This is a genomic window from Microbispora sitophila, assembly GCF_014892245.1.
Taxonomy (GTDB): Bacteria; Actinomycetota; Actinomycetes; order Streptosporangiales; family Streptosporangiaceae; genus Microbispora; species Microbispora siamensis.
The window spans coordinates 94,632-108,643 of the sequence record NZ_JADBGC010000003.1; the positions used below are offsets into that span (position 1 = coordinate 94,632).

Below are 14,012 nucleotides of genomic sequence, written 5' to 3' on the forward strand. Positions count from 1 at the left end.
ACCAGGTTTGCCGATATTTTCGGGCTGTCAGAGAGATCTTCGGGAGAGGATTCCCGCTGTGTCATCGCCGGCCCCCCTTCACGTCCAGCAGGGTGTCGTCCAGCAGGGCATGGTTCAGCATGGCCCGGTTCAGCAGGGCGCGTTGCCGCAGGCGAGCGTGCCGCTGCCGCCCCTGTGCCACGTCACCGTGGTCGCCCCGCGCAGGAAGGCGGACCTCGCGCTGCCGTCGGACATCCCGCTGCCGCACGTCATGCCCGGACTGCTCCGGGCGGTCGGGGAGGTGGGAGGCGACGCGGCCGCGGCCCCCGGCTGGGTGCTCCAGCGTCTCGGCGGCCCGCCGCTCGACCTCGGCCAGAGCCTGGGCACGCTGGGCGTCCTGGACGGAGAGGTCCTCTACCTGCGCCCGCGCGACGCGGTGCTGCCGCCGGCGGTGTACGACGACGTGGCCGACGTCGTCGCCACCGGGACCAAGGAAGGCGGCGGCAGGTGGGAGCCGCGGCACACGCGGCTGCTCGGCATGGGCGTGGCCGCCGGGCTGCTCGCGCTCGGCGCCGTCGTGCTCGCGCTGGCGGCGGCCCCGCCGCGGCTCACCGCGGGGGTGGCCGGAGCCGTCGCGGTGCTGCTCGTCGCCGCCGGGGCCGTGGTGTCCAGGGCCGTCGGCCAGCCCACCGCCGGCGCCCTCGTCGGCTACGCGGCCCTGCCGCACGCCTTCCTCGCCGGACTGTTCACGCCCGGAGCCTCGGGCGCCGTGCTGGTCCTCGGGGCGCCGAACCTGCTGGCCGGGCTCGCGTACACGGCGCTGGTGGCGACGGTGGGCGGCGTGCTGATCGCCGACGGCGTGGCCGGCTTCCTCGGCGTCGCGGTCGCGTCCGTCGCCGGGGCCGTGGGCGCGGCGTGCGTGATGGTGTTCGGGGGATCGGGCGCCGGAGGGGCGGCCGTGGTCGCGACGGCCCTGCTGGCGCTGAGCCCGCTCATCCCCACGCTGTCGTTCCGGATGGCCAGGGTGCCGCTGCCGCCGCTGCCCACCAGCGCCGAGGAGCTGCGCAGCGACAACCAGCGGATCGACGGCCCGCTGGTGCTCCAGCGGACCGCGCAGGCCCACCGGTACGCCACCGGCATGGTCATCGCGATCGCGCTCGCCGGTGTCGCGGGGGAGTTGCTGCTCGTCCAGCACGGCGGCTGGGTCGCCCGCGTGACGGCGGCGACGCTGGCGCTCGCGCTGGCCATGCGGGCGAGGGTCTTCGCGGGGGTCACCCAGCGGCTGTGGATGATTCTCGCCGCCGTGACGGGAGCCGTCGCGCTGGCGTTCGCGCTGGGCACGGGCGCCGACGCGGTCGCCGAGGTGGCCGTGACGATCGGGGTGCTGTGGACGGCCCTGCTCGTGCTCGGCCTCGGTCTCTGGCTGCCCACGGGCAGGCCCTCGCCGTTCTGGGGGCGGGCGGCGGACATCCTCGACGCGCTGCTGATCGTGGCGCTGGTCCCGCTCACGCTGGGCGTGCTCGACCTGTACGCCTGGGTGCGCGGCCTGTCGGGCTGACCCTCGGATCGCGTGACGGCGTCTCCCGAATGCGCTGGTCCCTGACTGGGCTGGTTATCTGGGCGCGCTGGCCGCCGGTGGCCTCCCGCCCCAAGTCACGCGGTCGGCCGCACGGGCAGCAGCGCGGGGCGCTTGGCGGCACGACCGTCGCCGGACGATTTGCCGAGGAGGCGCCGCACCAGCCACGGGCCGAGGAACGTGCCCGCCCAGCGCAGCTCGGCGCCCAGAATCCGCCACCCAGCCGGGTCCACCGGGGGATGCAGGGGCAGCGTCCAGCCGTCGTCGCTGCCGGGCAGGCCGAGGGCGTGGGCCACGGCCGCGGCGATGCGCTCGTGGCCGAGCGGGCTCGCATGCAGCCGGTCGGCGCTCCACAGCCGGGGGTCGGTGGAGACGGCATGAGGCGCCGTCTCGGCGACCACGACCCCATGCCGTGCCGCCGCCACCCGAATGCGGTCGTTGAGTTCGAACACCCGCGACCGGAGCGGCCGGGCGATCGGCGCGATCTTCCCGACGTCCGGGAACGTGAGGGTCGCGACGCGGGCCCCGGCGGCCGTGAGAGCGGCGAACATCGCCTCCAGGTGCCCGGCCACCTCGGCGGCGTCGAAGCGGGGCCTGATCAGGTCGTTGACGCCGGCGACGACGGTGACCAGATGGGGGCGCAGGGCCAGGGCCGGCGCGAGCTGCTCGCCTCGCACCTCCCCGGCGAGCCGCCCGCGCACCGCCAGGTTGGCGTACGTGACCTCCGGGTCCACGGCCGTGAGCCGCTCGGCGAGCCGGTCGGCCCAGCCCCGCGGGTGGGCGGGGTCGCCGTCACCCAGCCCTTCGGTCTGGCTGTCGCCGAGGGCGACGTAACGCAGGCGCTCACCGCTCGGCATGGGCCACCTCCGAGTTCCGTGGGGCCCGCGCGGTCCCCTCTCGTGTCATGGATGCGGTTCCTTCGCCCGGCCCGGCCGCGCTCCTTTCCCGCAGGATCGCCGCGATCCGCAGGCACCAGTCGCGGTTGCCCTCCTCGAAGGCCAGACCGCGCAGGCAGGTCAGGTAGGGCCCCACGCGCCCCCCTGTACGGAGGAACTCCTCCTCGCCCAGGCCGCCGCGCATCTTCCGGAGGATCCGCCGGAACAGATCGATCTTGGCTTCGGCCATGGCGGCCCTCTCCTCGACCTGCCGGATCAGCGGCCCGGCGTCGACGTGGTCGGCCGCCTGCACCTTGACGAGCAGGTCGTCGCGGATGAAGGACGGCTTCGACGCGGCCGCCGCGAACCGCTCCAGCTCGGCGAGCCCGGCGTCCGTGACGTGGAAGAGGCGCTTGGCGGGCCGGGTCTCCTGGATCACCTGCCGCCCCGCGACCAGCCCCTCCCTCTCCAGCCTGGCCAGCTCGGCGTACAGCTGCTGGGGCAGGGCGTGCCAGAAGTTCGCGACCCCGACGTCGAACGCCTTGGCCAGCTGGTAGCCGCTGAGCTCCCCGTCGAGCAGCGCCGCGAGGACGGCGTGCCGTAAGGCCATGGAACCGCTCCCTCCGCTCCGGTCATAGTCAACAATATGACTATTCAAAGAAGTGAGCATCGGGAGATTCCCGAAAACGTCCGGAGAGCGGGTTCGCATCGACGGCCTGGCGGGGCCACGGCCGGAGACGTCCGGGATTCGGTGAGGGGCCGCCGTCGAGGGACCGGCGGTTCCCGGCCGGCTAGAGCCGCTCGGCGCCTTCGGGCGACGCCCGCTCGCCGAACGCGCGGCGGGCGTCGCCGAGGAGGCCGGCCACGTGCGGCACCCCCGCCGCCTCCAGCCCGCCGCGCAGCATCTCCTCCTTCGCCGCCTCCGCGGCCGCCTCGGCCCGCCGTACGGCCTTCAGGACGGCCTCGGCGAGCGCGCGGCCGTCGAGCCTGCGCATGCTGAGCGGGTGGATGTCGAGGGCGCGGAGCGTGCCCACGGCGTCGACGGTCGCCGTGATCCTGCCCTCGTCGGCCCTGCCGGCGTACTCCCGCGTGCTCCATTCGGTCGCGAGCTCGTCCATCAAGGCGGCCGCGGCCGTCAGCCGCTCCATGCGCGCCCGGAGCTCACGCATCTCGTCCACGCTCACTCCTCGCGAAGCAGGGCCTGGACGTAGGGGGCGAGCGGGTCGCCGGGTGGGGGTGATTCGGCGAAGTCCTCCATGGCCCTCGCCAGCCGCTCGCCCGTCTCGCTCCGCGCGGCGCCGATCGCGCCCTGGATCGCGGCGGACATCGCGACGTGGTCGAGGTCGCGCATCGCCCGCGGGTCGATGCTCAGCCCGAGCAGGTGGCCCGCTCCGGTGACCCGGGCCACCACGGCGCCCGTGGCGTCGGTCCCCTCGATCACCTCCTCGCTCAGCCCGTGGAGCAGGTCGGCGAGCGCGCCGACGCGGCCCTGGACCTCCCGCACCAGGCCGGCGACGTCGCCTTCCCTGCCCGCATTGAACGCGGCCGTGTTCCTCATTGAAGGTCCTTGTTCGCCGGCTGCCAGTAGTCGTGGATGCGCGCGCGGTCCGCCACGGCGGGGGTGAGCGTGAGGTCCCGGCGACCCCGCGCCGGGTCGCCCTCGTCGAAGAAGGCGGCCCGCACGTCGTTGAGCTTCTGCTCCATCTTGTTGAGGTCGCTCTCGTAGGCCATGTAGATGTCGGCGAACTGCTTGACGAGGTTGCCCAGCGCACTGACGAACACACCGGCCTGCGAGATCAGCGCGACCCGCCCGGCCGGGTGCGCGCTCATCGCCGCCAGCGTGCGGAGGACCGGCGCCGAGGCCGCGTACAGGCCGAACACCGACAGGTCGTACTCCAGGACCTCCTTGAACTGGCTGTGCATCGCGCCGCTCATCTCGCCGGTGACCCCGTGGAGCTTCTCGTACAGGACTGTCGTGTTGAAGCGGACCCGTCGCCCGAGCAGGTCCGCCGCGTGGCCCTTCCAGTTCGGGCTGACATCCTGGAAGTAGGAGAACCAGATGTCGGACCTGCCGCTCTCCAGCCGGCCTCCCATCTCCTTCCAGAGCTCCCGCCGGTCGTAGAAGAGGAAGGGGTTGCCGAGGTTCAGCGTGGCGGCGACGTCCAGGGCGAGGGCCGCGATTCCCAGCCCGGACATGGCCGCCGCCGTACGCGTCTGCTGCCGCAGCGGGTTCAACGCCTTGACCAGGTTCCTGAAGAAGCCGGGATCGGTACGGGTGGCGGCGGAGGTGGCGGCCGTGTCGGCCGGTGCCACGGAAACTGCTCGCTGGACGTTGCCGCTCGAGTCCGTGATGTAGAGCTCCTTGGGGCCCGACGTGGGCCGGCCGGGAACGAACAGCGTGTCCGGCTCGCTGGGCGGGGTCGACATGCGGGTCCTCTCAGGGGCGCGTCTGCTGAATGGCCGCCTTGGCGGCCTTCTCCGCCGCGACGTAGTTGTCGGCGGCCCTGACCAGCGTCTCGCCGTCCCTGTGCAGGGCGTCACCGAGGATGCCGGCGGCGTTCGACCAGGTGTCGGAGACGGCGTTGAACCGGTGGACGAAGGTGAGCCCGACGATGGGGATCCCGGCGAGCGGAGCGAGGTTCCAGCCCTGGAAGCGGGGGGTGGCGTCCCCCAGCCGCCGGACGCCGTCGGCGGAGCCGCCCACCGTGCCGGCGAACTTCCTGATGAAGCCCGCGGCCACCTCGTAGCCGGGCAAACCGGATGAGCCGCCGCCCGGGCCGGCGGGGGCCGTGGCCGGAACCACGGTCGGCTTCGGGGCCTGATGCGTCCCTGCCTGCCGTACACGCAGCGAGTCCGGCAGGCAGGGGCCGGGCGGCGGGCAGGGCGGAGTGTGCGGGCACGGGCTGACCATCGAGGGCACGGACGGAACCGGGGAGGCCGGCACACTCCGCGTCGCGGTCACCGAGCCGGTGGGCGACGCCGTCGTGGAGATCACCGGTGACCGGCTTGGCGAGGATTCACCATAGGACACGTGATCTTCCCTATCACCGGGCTTCGTGCCGTTGCCACGCGCCAGGGCGACGTTTTCGCAGGTCGAAAGCGGAAATTGGGCGGATGTTCACTGATATGTAACGGGTGAGCCCGTAGACCCCGTACGCCCCGCTTTGAATGCGTTAACTTGCCGATGTTCCGGAAATCGCGGGGAAAAGGGGCTCAGATGGACGGCAGCGGATTCGATGACTTCGACATGGAGCGATTCAGGGAGCGCGCCGACGCCAGGATCGCGGCCGTCGAACGGCTCCAGGGCACCCTGTCCTCGCTCGTCGGCCGGGCGCGGGACGAGGACGGCCTGGTCAGCGTGGAGTTCTCCAGCCGGGGGCTGAGCGAGCTGGAGCTTCATCCCAAGGCGATGCGGCTGAGCTCGGGCGAACTGGCCGAGCGGATCAAGGAGACGATGCGCGCCGCGTCCGACGACCTGTACCGGCAGATGAACCGGGCCATGGCCGAGGCGCTCGGGCAGGAGGGCGACCAGTCGAGGTTCCTGGACGATCCGGAAGCCGTGCTCGCCCAGGTCAGGGAGGCGGAGTCCGCCTTCGACAGGACTGCGGAGGACGTGCTGGGCGAGCTCGACCGCATCAGCCGCAGGCTGGGCCTCTGACCCGCCGCCTGTTCCGCCGCGGGTGGGCCTCCGTCAGCCGATGCGGTCGGGGCTGATGGCGCTCGTCACGCGCCAGACGTCCGGCTCGGGGTCGTAGATCTCCCGCTCGCGCTCCTCCCGGCCCTCCGATCCGGCCGCGCCTGCCGGACCATAGGGCATGAAGGAGGAGCCGGCGCCGGCCTGGCCCGGCCGCAGGCCGCCGAGGACGGATTCGCCCGCCTGGGCGCCGCCGACGCCGAATCCGGTCCCGAATCCGCCGCGCTGCCCGCCGTACGTGCCGATCACCCCGCCGGGCGGCAGCGTGCCGGTGGGCCCGGCCGTCGTGGGGGCGTGCGCGTCCGGATAGCCGGTGAGCCCGTTGGGGGTGGTGCCCGCGGGGTTCGTGCCGACGGGCAGGGGATGGGCGTTCGCCAGGTCGGTCCTGTCGGAGCCGCCGATCACGGCCGGTGCCGTGCCCGACCCGTCGCCGGAGCCGCCGGGCTGCCCCGTGTTCTGTCCCGCGTTCTGCCCTGTGCCTGTTTGTCCTGTGTCCGACGAGCCGCCGGGGTCGCCCGCGCTGCCGGACCCGTCCGTGCCGGTGCCGCCCGAGCCGTCGGAACCGTGGCTGTCGGAGCCGGAGCCGCCGCCCGAGTGGCCGCCCCCGCCGGAGCCCGAGCCGCTCGACCCGGACCCGGTGGAACCCGAGCCCCCCGTGTTCGAGCCCGTGCCTGAGCCGGACGTGCCGTCACCGTACGAGCCGCCGTGCCACGCGTCGGTGCTCGTGACGGGCGCCCCCGTCCCGCCCACGTGGATGCGCGGCGACTGGCTGAGGTCGATGGTCATCGGCTCGATGGCGGGCAGTTCGAAGGCCAGCCCGTCGGCGAAGGCGTTGTTCGCCTGCTGGATGTCCTCGTTCAGCTTGCGGAAGTGGTTACGCGCGGCCTCGTCCGCATCGGTGGGCGGGCTTCCCGTGGTGCCGCCCCCGGCGCCCTCGTCGCTCTTGTCCGTGGCGGCGGGGAAGTTGGCCTGCGCCTCCTTCACCACGCTCGCATACCAGGACATGGCGGCCCCGCTGGACGCCATGGCGTCACCCAGCGCGCCCGCCGTGGCGTACAGCGCGCGGAGCGCCGACTGCACCTCGACCGCGGCCGGGCCGCGCCACACCTGGGCGAGCTCCTTGGCGGTCCTGCTCAGCGCGGCCTGGATGCCGGCCTCGGACGGGCCGTTGCCGCCGATCGTCCCGCCCACCAGGTTGGCGGCGTCGAGGAACGCCTGGCCGGCCCTGCCCATGTCGTCCGGCTTGGCGGCGTCGAGCTTCTGCTTGATCTGCTCCCGGGTCAGGTTGCCCGAGTCGAGCCCGTACAGGCTCTCGTAGATCTTGATCAGCTCCCAGCCGGAGTCGGATCCCATCGCGGTCTATCTCCCTGCCCTCTGGCTCACGCGCTGCTGCTCTTGTGGCCCTTTTCGTAGTTGGCGACCGCCCGCTCGACGGCGGTGACCAGCGCCTCGACCCGGTCGATCAGCAGCTGGTACTTGCCGCTGAGCACCTCGTGGGCCTGTTCGGCGTTCAGCCCGAAGTATCTGGCCGTGTCCCACGGCCCGGCCTGGGCCGGGCCGACGTTGGTCAGGCCCTGGACCTCACCCGCGGTGCCCGGGCCGCTCCAGGTGGCGCTCATGCTCGCCGGAGCGCGACCGCGCAGGCTCCCGAGCTCGTCCCGCAGCCCCTTGAGGACCTGCAGGACCCGGGTGTGTTCGATGTACGGCCCGCCCGCCGCGCCGTCCGGGCTCCCGTCGAGACCCGGCCAGCCCTCGGGCAGCCGTAGCTTCGGCTGCGGCGAACCGCCGCCCGCGTCACGGGTCACGTCACACCTTTCTCGATCATGCCCTGTCGATGCGGGGGGAGGTGGTCGGCTGGTCGCTCATGAAGAAGTCCTCGTCCTCCAGCAACCAGGTGGTCCGCTCGCGCTCCTCGCGTTCCTCGCCCCTGCCCGCGCCGTGCGGCGCGACCGGCAGCATCGAGCCTCCGGCGGAAGGCCGCAGACCCGCCGCGTTCACGCCGGTGACGCCGCCGCCCCCGGACCCGGCGCCGCCGCCCGCTCCGGCTCCGTACCCGCCGTACCCGTTGGCGCCGAAGCCCGTGCCGTGGCCCGTGCCCGGCCCGCCGCCGAATCCGCCGGGCGGGTCGAGCTGCGGAGTGTGCGCGGCCAGGCTCGTGCCCTGACCCGCGCCGTTCGGGCCGTTGCCGTTGTCGTTCAGGCCCGTGCCGTTCAGGCCGCTCCCGTCCAGCCCGTTGCCGTTCAGCCCCGAGCCGTCGAGCCCGTTCAGGCCCGTCCCGTTCGATCCGCCGCCGTCGAGTCCGTTCCCGTTCTGCCCGCCGCCGCCCGGCACCGATCCGGGTCCGTCACCGAGCCCATAGGGGGGGTAGCCGGCGTCGAAGCCGAGCCCGTTGCCCGAAGGGCCGGTTCCGAGGTCGCCGAGCGACCCGAGATCGCCCGGGCCGCTCACACCGGTGGGGACGTTCCCGCTCGGGAGGCTCCCCCCGGGGCCGGTGATCGGGCCGAACTTGGGTGGCGTCGTGTCGAACTTCGGCACGTCGGTGTCGAGTGAGGCGGGAAACATGTCGTTGGCGGCCTGCGTCGCCTGGGTGAGCTTCTTGAGGTGCTCCTCGGCCGCCTTCATGTCCTTCTCCTCTTTCGACTCCCCGAAGAGGTTGAGGAAGGGGCCGTCGCCGAAGATCGAGCCGATGGCGCCGCCGATGCCGCCGACGATGAACCCGCCCACGCCGCCGATGACGGCTCCGGGGATGGCTCCGACACCCGCGAAGGGAGAGCCGGCGATCGCGCCGCCCGCGGCGCCGACCGCCCCCGCCTCCAGGGCCGCGTCGTACCAGTCGATGTCGCTCTTGGTGGGCTTCGGGACGTTCTCGCCCCGGAACTGGTTGAGCGAGCTGGCGTACACGTCCAGCGCGGGGACCACGCCGCGCGGTGTGGAGGGCGGTCCGGAGCGGCCGCCGGGGAGGGATGTCTCCACGATCGCGTTCATCACCGCGACCGTGGAGGTCCTGAGCCGGCGGAGCTGCTCCTTCACCTGCTTGGCGTCGTCGCCCGTGGTCCAGTGCTTGTCGAGCGCGTCCAGATGCTTGTCGAGGGTGTCGACCACGGACTTCAGCTTGTCGTGCACACCCTTGAACTCACCCGAGGCCGCTCTGATCAGCTCGGGGTCGGTCTTCCCGAGCGCGGTGCGCAGGGTGTCCAACATGACGACGCCCGGGTCGGACGCGTCGAACGCCGCCCTGATCGGCATCTTCCTCTCGGCCAAGACGCCTCCTTAACCGCTCCCCGTAAACGGCTAGACCTCCGCCGTACCGGCCTGCTGCACGCCCGCCTGCTCGCCGGCGTCGAGGTTCCTGATCGCCAGCTCCAGACGCTCGGCGGCGATGCCCAGGGTCGCGGCGATCTCCGCGTAGACGGCGGTGACCGCGCCCTCCGCGCTGGTCAGGCTCGTGTGGAAACCGATGGCCGCGGGCCAGAACCCGCCGACCGCGTCACGTTGCGAGATCAGCTTCTTCACCGCGCCGCCCTCGGCGAAGGCGACCGGAGTCACCTCGCGCTTGGACGCCCCGGGCGCCAGCAGCTCGAGCGCCTCCTCGAAGTCCTTGCGGGCGTTCCTCAGGGCCGTACGGCTGACCTCCACGCCTCCGGACATGCGTCACCCTCCCGTTCACGGCCGAGGACGGCGCCGGCGGAGATCGCCGGTGCCGCCGGCCGTACCGTCGGACGTCCGCTCACTTCCCGTCGAACATGGCGGCGTTGATCCGCTCCACGTCCTGCATGTTCATGTTGGTGATGTTGATGTTCTTGGCCAGCAGGGACACGATGTCCGACAGGCCCTTGGCCTCCTGCTGCCAGATCCGCCTGGTCTGGTCGTAGGCGTCCTTGGCGCTGCCCTGCCAGATCGCGGTCTTGGTGTTGAGCTTGTTCTCCAGGTTCTCCAGCTCGGTGACCAGCCGGTTGAAGGCGTTCTGGAACTCGGTCTCGCCGGTGTCGAGACCGCTGAAGTTGACCTTTGTGATGTCGAAGTCCACGGTCGCGCTCTCCGTCCGTTCCTGGTGGTCGTCTCGGGGCTCAGCGGCTGTACGAGGCGGGCGGGGCCTGGTTGATGAGCGCCTCGATCTTGTTGATCTCGGCGGTCGCCTGCGCGTTGAACTCGGCGTAGTTCTTGTTGTTCGCCCTGATGCTCTCCGCGAGGGTCTGCAGGCTGCCCAGGATGACGTCCATGCGCTCGTGCCACAGCAGGTGCACCTTGTTGAACGCGTGGTGCGACTCGCCCTGCCAGTGGACCTTGAGGTTCTCGCCGGCGCTGTCCAGGTAACGCTGGATGCCGCGGATGTTCTCGGCCGCGTCGCCGATCCAGGTGATCGCCTCGTCCAGGTCGTGCCGGCTCACTTGGGCCTGGCTTGCGCCAGAGTGCGACATGGTCACCTCCACTGATCCTGTCGAATTCCCCCGACCAGGAGGGTCGGGTGATGACCCAAAAGTCACAGTAATGGATCAGTAGGGGGCTTGCCGGGGCTGTCCGAGATTAAGATTTTGTCACGTCTCTTGCGGTTTTGTCAGACGACCGGTTAGGAGATTTGCACGATTTGCGAGCTTTGTGGTGACTCGGCCGTACGTAGTTGAAACGCAACCTGCCGGGAATCGGCTGGAGGGTGTTGTGACCGATACGAGCGGAGGCGCGACGAATCCTTTCGCCGGCCTCGCGACCTCGATGGGAGCGGGCGGCGCGGTGGACCCCCGCCTGGCGGATCCGGAGTTCAAGATGGACTACGGCGAGGTCACGAAGTTCGGTGACGACGTGGCCGGCCGGGGGCAGGTCCTGGCGGACACGAGCGGCCGGATCAAGAAGATCCACCTTCCGCCGCTGACCTTCGGTGTGATCGGCGGCAGCCTGAACGGCGTGCACAGCCAGGTGCGGAACCAGACGGCCGACGCCGTGGCGAAGGGCAAGGAGGTCCTGGAGTCCTGGAAGACGGCCATCGACCAGGCGGTCAAGAACGCCAAGGAAGCCGAGAAGCAGAGCTCCGGCGGCCAAAGGAAGGACGGCCTGCCGGGCGGCCCGAAGGGCGCCGGGATCGACCCCAAGAAGCTGGGACTCGGCGGCGGCGGGTTGCCGAAGGCCGGCCCCGGTTCCGGCCTCGGGAACGACTGGAAGCTTCCGAAGGACAAACTGGGCACCGACATCGATGACAGCCTGCAGCACCCGGACCTGCCCGACACGAGCACGCTGCCCGGCCCCGGCGGGAGCGGCGGCGGCCTGCCCGGCGCCGGTGACCCGAACGGCAACGGCCTCGGCGGCAGCGGTCTCGACCCGAACGGCACCGGTCTCGGTCAGGACGGCCTGGGCCGTACGGGCCTCGACGGGCTCGGCCGGAACGGTGTGAACCCGCTGGAGACGCCCAAGCTGAACAGCCCGGGCGACACCGCCCTCTCGGCGTATACCCCCAACCCGTCGTCTCTGCCGACGGTGCCGACGGTCCCCGACCTCGGCACGGCCGGCTACGGGCCGGGCGACTACTCCACGGCGACTCGGCCAGGGACCGGCGGGTACGGCTCCGGCGGCTACGGCTCCGGAACGTACGGCTCGGGTGGGGGCCCGGGCGCCGCCGCCGGTCGTGCCGGCGCCGGGGCCGGTGGGATGCCCGCCATGCCGTACGCCCCGATGGCGGGCGCGGGCGCGGGGAGCAACGACGACGGCAAGGAACGCACGCGGGGCCCGGCGGTACCGGAGGACGAGAGCACCTGGTTCGGCGACGAGGACGTGGCACCTCCCGTCCTCGGGATGCAGGAGGACGTCTAGGCCATGGTGGCAATCGGGAACGTCGAAATCTGGGACGCGCGCAACAACTTCATCACCGGCGCCGGCCTGACCGCCATGGCCTCATACCTGGAGCCGAGCGCGCTGCCGCTGGCGGGACTGCTGGCCACGATGATCGCCGATCCCGACTCCATGTCGCGGGGCGCGCGCGAGTGGCGCAACGAGGAGGGCGAGGACAGCCAGTCGCGCCCCGACATCGGGCGGCTGCGTGAGGATCTCAGGGGGCAGCTTGCCGCGCTCGAGTCGAACGAGCATCTGAAGGGGCGGATGCTGACCACGGTCAAGCAGAAGTTCGTCGAGTTGGACGGCCAGCTCGACGGACTGGACAAGGCCATGAAGGGTGTCGGAGACAGCCTCGGCTCCGCGTGCCAGCTCTACACGGTGGCGAGTTTCATCTCGCTGGCGATGGGCGGGGCGGCGCTGACGTTGGCGAAGTTCAGCGCCGCGGCCAGGGCCAACCCGGTCGCGATGGCCGCGATCCAGCCCACCGTCACAGGGATCATGGGCACCATGTCGAGGACCGCGCAGAAGGTGTTCGACGTCCTGGTGAAGCTGAACTGGAAGGTCGCCGCCATCTTCACGGGAGTCGGCTACCTCGTCGCCGGCACCCAGCAGAAGTTCCCCGGCATGCAGGCCATCGCGATCCAGGCGCCCGACTTCACCAAGGCCAAGGTCGCCTTCGACGGGACCACCGGCGGTCTCACCGATCCCCTTCCGGACGTGGACGACATGCCGAAGACGCCGTCCTTCATGCCCCCCATGACCATCTGATGGAGTGGGCCGCGAGCGCGTTCGAGCGGCGGCTCGGGGCGGCGTACGAGGCGGGGGACCTCGCGCTCTGCCTGAGCATGCTCAGGGACACCGAGCTGGCGCTGCCCGCGCCGCCGGACGGGGACGCCGCCTGGCCGACGATCACCGCGCCCGACCGGGTGTGGCTGCCCGCCTACACCTCGGTCGAGGCGATGCGGGCGGCCACGGGACTGTCGCGGGTCAGGATCACCTCGCTGGTGGAGCTGGCCGCCGGCTGGCCCGATCCCCGGTGGGGCCTCGCCGTCAACCCCGGCCTGATGGTGCGCTTCCTGCTCGAACCGGGGACCGTCGCCAGGCTCGCGGTCCCCACCCTCGCGCATGACCGCAGGGCGGAGCCCGAGCCCGCGCTACCGGTCGTGCAGAAGCCGCTGACGCCGTACGACCTGCGGGCTTACCTCGGAGAGGGGGAGTCGCGGGTCTCCGGCTACTGCCACCACGCCCTCGACGTCGCGCACGTGGCGACGCCGGCCGTGCTCGCCGACGCCCTCGGCCGGGGCGCGGACGACGGCCTGCTCAGCGGCGACGGCTCGCTGTTCCTGCTGCGGTGGCGCACGGTGGGGCTGAACCTCTACCGCACCCCGTACGGCGGGACCGACGAGGCGGGCATGGCGGCGGTGGCGGGCTGGGTCATCGAGGAGCCGCCGTTCGCCGGCATGGGCCTCGCGCCGAACGTGGACTCCCTGGTCCGCGAATACAAGGTGGACGCCGTACGGCTGCCGCACGGCTCGGAGATCGTCGAGCTGACCGCGGCCGGGACCGAGGTCGTACGCGCGGTCTACGACGGCGACCTCGCCCGCTGGCTGCCCGGCGAGCACCCGGTGCGGGCCTCGGCGAGCTGCTACCGGGCGCGCTGGAGGGGAGCCGACTTTCCGGCCAATCCCGATCCCGGACACGACGGGCTGCTGATCCGGCTGCTCGGCGACGGGCCGGCCGACGGGTTCGAGGAGCGAGCCCCGGGCCGCTTCGTGCGGTCGGTGCCCGCCGAGGAGTGCGAAGCCGTCTTCCACGTCACGCGAGTGTGCGAGTGGCGCGGCGCCCCCTGCCTCGTACGGGACGAGCGCGCGGGCGAGCTGCTGCTCGAATACACCGGCGGGCGGCTGCCGGTGGCGCGGGCGCTCGGCATGGAGCGGATCGAGCGGGGCGTCCACCGCCGCTGGGTGGCCCGCGCCGAGGTGAGCGGGCTGCGCGAGCACGCCGAGCCCCTCGACCTGGGGCTCGACGCATTAGCCTGATTCCGGGACGACTCGGATCGGAGGCCGGA

Annotated in this window: 17 protein-coding genes; 5 read left to right on the plus strand and 12 right to left on the minus strand. The window is 72.1% G+C overall.

From position 1 onward, the window contains the following. The first annotated feature begins 58 nt into the window (after window positions 1–58). Window positions 59–1,537, plus strand: coding sequence for a type VII secretion integral membrane protein EccD (gene eccD, locus IL992_RS06380; protein ID WP_319018380.1), 1,479 nt, complete (start codon window positions 59–61; stop codon window positions 1,535–1,537). A gap of 95 nt (window positions 1,538–1,632) precedes the next feature. Here eccD and IL992_RS06385 read toward each other — a convergent pair whose 3' ends face one another. The 6 genes from IL992_RS06385 to IL992_RS06410 all read right to left on the minus strand — a co-directional run bounded on the left by IL992_RS06385 (window position 1,633) and on the right by IL992_RS06410 (window position 5,425). Next, a complete protein-coding gene (locus IL992_RS06385; RefSeq protein WP_193202386.1) occupies window positions 1,633–2,412 on the minus strand; it encodes an SGNH/GDSL hydrolase family protein in 780 nt (259 codons plus the stop codon). After that, complete coding sequence (locus tag IL992_RS06390; protein ID WP_193202387.1) at window positions 2,399–3,040, minus strand: PadR family transcriptional regulator; 642 nt, start codon at window positions 3,038–3,040, stop codon at window positions 2,399–2,401. Before IL992_RS06390 ends, IL992_RS06385 begins: the two co-directional genes overlap by 14 nt. Before the next feature lie 181 nt (window positions 3,041–3,221). Continuing rightward, on the minus strand, window positions 3,222–3,599 hold the full coding sequence (locus IL992_RS06395) for a YbaB/EbfC family nucleoid-associated protein (RefSeq protein WP_226872490.1): 378 nt from the start codon (window positions 3,597–3,599) through the stop codon (window positions 3,222–3,224). 11 nt (window positions 3,600–3,610) lie between these two features. Continuing rightward, on the minus strand, window positions 3,611–3,988 hold the full coding sequence (locus IL992_RS06400) for a YbaB/EbfC family nucleoid-associated protein (protein ID WP_193202389.1): 378 nt from the start codon (window positions 3,986–3,988) through the stop codon (window positions 3,611–3,613). Continuing rightward, window positions 3,985–4,857 carry a hypothetical protein gene (locus tag IL992_RS06405; protein ID WP_193202390.1) on the minus strand — a complete coding sequence of 291 codons (873 nt, stop codon included), beginning with the start codon at window positions 4,855–4,857 and terminating at the stop codon, window positions 3,985–3,987. Before IL992_RS06405 ends, IL992_RS06400 begins: the two co-directional genes overlap by 4 nt. Window positions 4,858–4,867: 10 nt before the next feature. Continuing rightward, window positions 4,868–5,425, minus strand: a complete 558-nt coding sequence (locus tag IL992_RS06410; protein WP_193202391.1) for a hypothetical protein — start codon at window positions 5,423–5,425, stop codon at window positions 4,868–4,870. Between the two features lie 222 nt (window positions 5,426–5,647). Here IL992_RS06410 and IL992_RS06415 point away from each other — a divergent pair, with 222 nt between their 5' ends. Next, complete coding sequence (locus IL992_RS06415; RefSeq protein WP_193202392.1) at window positions 5,648–6,088, plus strand: YbaB/EbfC family DNA-binding protein; 441 nt, start codon at window positions 5,648–5,650, stop codon at window positions 6,086–6,088. 33 nt (window positions 6,089–6,121) lie between these two features. Here IL992_RS06415 and IL992_RS06420 read toward each other — a convergent pair whose 3' ends face one another. From IL992_RS06420 to IL992_RS06445, 6 genes are all read right to left on the minus strand, one after another. Then, window positions 6,122–7,477: a hypothetical protein gene (locus tag IL992_RS06420; RefSeq protein WP_193202393.1), complete on the minus strand. Its 1,356-nt coding sequence runs from the start codon at window positions 7,475–7,477 to the stop codon at window positions 6,122–6,124. Between the two features lie 26 nt (window positions 7,478–7,503). Then, entirely contained in the window at window positions 7,504–7,929 is a 426-nt protein-coding gene (locus IL992_RS06425) for a hypothetical protein (RefSeq protein ID WP_193202394.1), read from the minus strand. Between the two features lie 16 nt (window positions 7,930–7,945). After that, window positions 7,946–9,385, minus strand: coding sequence for a WXG100 family type VII secretion target (locus tag IL992_RS06430; RefSeq protein WP_193202395.1), 1,440 nt, complete (start codon window positions 9,383–9,385; stop codon window positions 7,946–7,948). 30 nt (window positions 9,386–9,415) lie between these two features. Further along, a complete protein-coding gene (locus tag IL992_RS06435; protein ID WP_193202396.1) occupies window positions 9,416–9,772 on the minus strand; it encodes a hypothetical protein in 357 nt (118 codons plus the stop codon). Window positions 9,773–9,851: 79 nt separating this feature from the next. Next, window positions 9,852–10,151 (minus strand): WXG100 family type VII secretion target, encoded by a 300-nt coding sequence (locus IL992_RS06440; protein ID WP_139573466.1) that lies wholly within the window; start codon window positions 10,149–10,151, stop codon window positions 9,852–9,854. 40 nt (window positions 10,152–10,191) lie between these two features. Further along, window positions 10,192–10,512: a WXG100 family type VII secretion target gene (locus IL992_RS06445; RefSeq protein WP_193202397.1), complete on the minus strand. Its 321-nt coding sequence runs from the start codon at window positions 10,510–10,512 to the stop codon at window positions 10,192–10,194. Window positions 10,513–10,780: 268 nt separating this feature from the next. Between IL992_RS06445 and IL992_RS06450 the strand changes: the two genes are divergently transcribed. Genes IL992_RS06450 through IL992_RS06460 form a run of 3 tightly spaced genes read left to right on the plus strand, consistent with a single transcriptional unit; the run spans window position 10,781 to window position 13,983 of the window. Further along, window positions 10,781–11,923, plus strand: a complete 1,143-nt coding sequence (locus IL992_RS06450) for a hypothetical protein (protein WP_193202398.1) — start codon at window positions 10,781–10,783, stop codon at window positions 11,921–11,923. A 3-nt stretch (window positions 11,924–11,926) separates the two neighbouring features. After that, a complete protein-coding gene (locus IL992_RS06455) occupies window positions 11,927–12,712 on the plus strand; it encodes a hypothetical protein (protein WP_193202399.1) in 786 nt (261 codons plus the stop codon). After that, entirely contained in the window at window positions 12,712–13,983 is a 1,272-nt protein-coding gene (locus IL992_RS06460) for an SseB family protein (RefSeq protein ID WP_226872457.1), read from the plus strand. The genes IL992_RS06455 and IL992_RS06460 overlap by 1 nt, the downstream gene beginning before the upstream one ends. Window positions 13,984–14,012: the final 29 nt, after the last annotated feature.

Bases quoted from the DNA above. Each gene is read 5' to 3' on its own strand.
- IL992_RS06385 (WP_193202386.1), bottom strand. From the start codon at position 2,412: ATGCCGAGCGGTGAGCGCCTGCGTTACGTCGCCCTCGGCGACAGCCAG.
- IL992_RS06390 (WP_193202387.1), bottom strand. From the start codon at position 3,040: ATGGCCTTACGGCACGCCGTCCTCGCGGCGCTGCTCGACGGGGAGCTC.
- IL992_RS06395 (WP_226872490.1), bottom strand. From the start codon at position 3,599: ATGCGTGAGCTCCGGGCGCGCATGGAGCGGCTGACGGCCGCGGCCGCC.
- IL992_RS06400 (WP_193202389.1), bottom strand. From the start codon at position 3,988: ATGAGGAACACGGCCGCGTTCAATGCGGGCAGGGAAGGCGACGTCGCC.
- IL992_RS06405 (WP_193202390.1), bottom strand. From the start codon at position 4,857: ATGTCGACCCCGCCCAGCGAGCCGGACACGCTGTTCGTTCCCGGCCGG.
- IL992_RS06415 (WP_193202392.1), top strand. From the start codon at position 5,648: ATGGACGGCAGCGGATTCGATGACTTCGACATGGAGCGATTCAGGGAG.
- IL992_RS06420 (WP_193202393.1), bottom strand. From the start codon at position 7,477: ATGGGATCCGACTCCGGCTGGGAGCTGATCAAGATCTACGAGAGCCTG.
- IL992_RS06435 (WP_193202396.1), bottom strand. From the start codon at position 9,772: ATGTCCGGAGGCGTGGAGGTCAGCCGTACGGCCCTGAGGAACGCCCGC.
- IL992_RS06455 (WP_193202399.1), top strand. From the start codon at position 11,927: ATGGTGGCAATCGGGAACGTCGAAATCTGGGACGCGCGCAACAACTTC.
- IL992_RS06460 (WP_226872457.1), top strand. From the start codon at position 12,712: ATGGAGTGGGCCGCGAGCGCGTTCGAGCGGCGGCTCGGGGCGGCGTAC.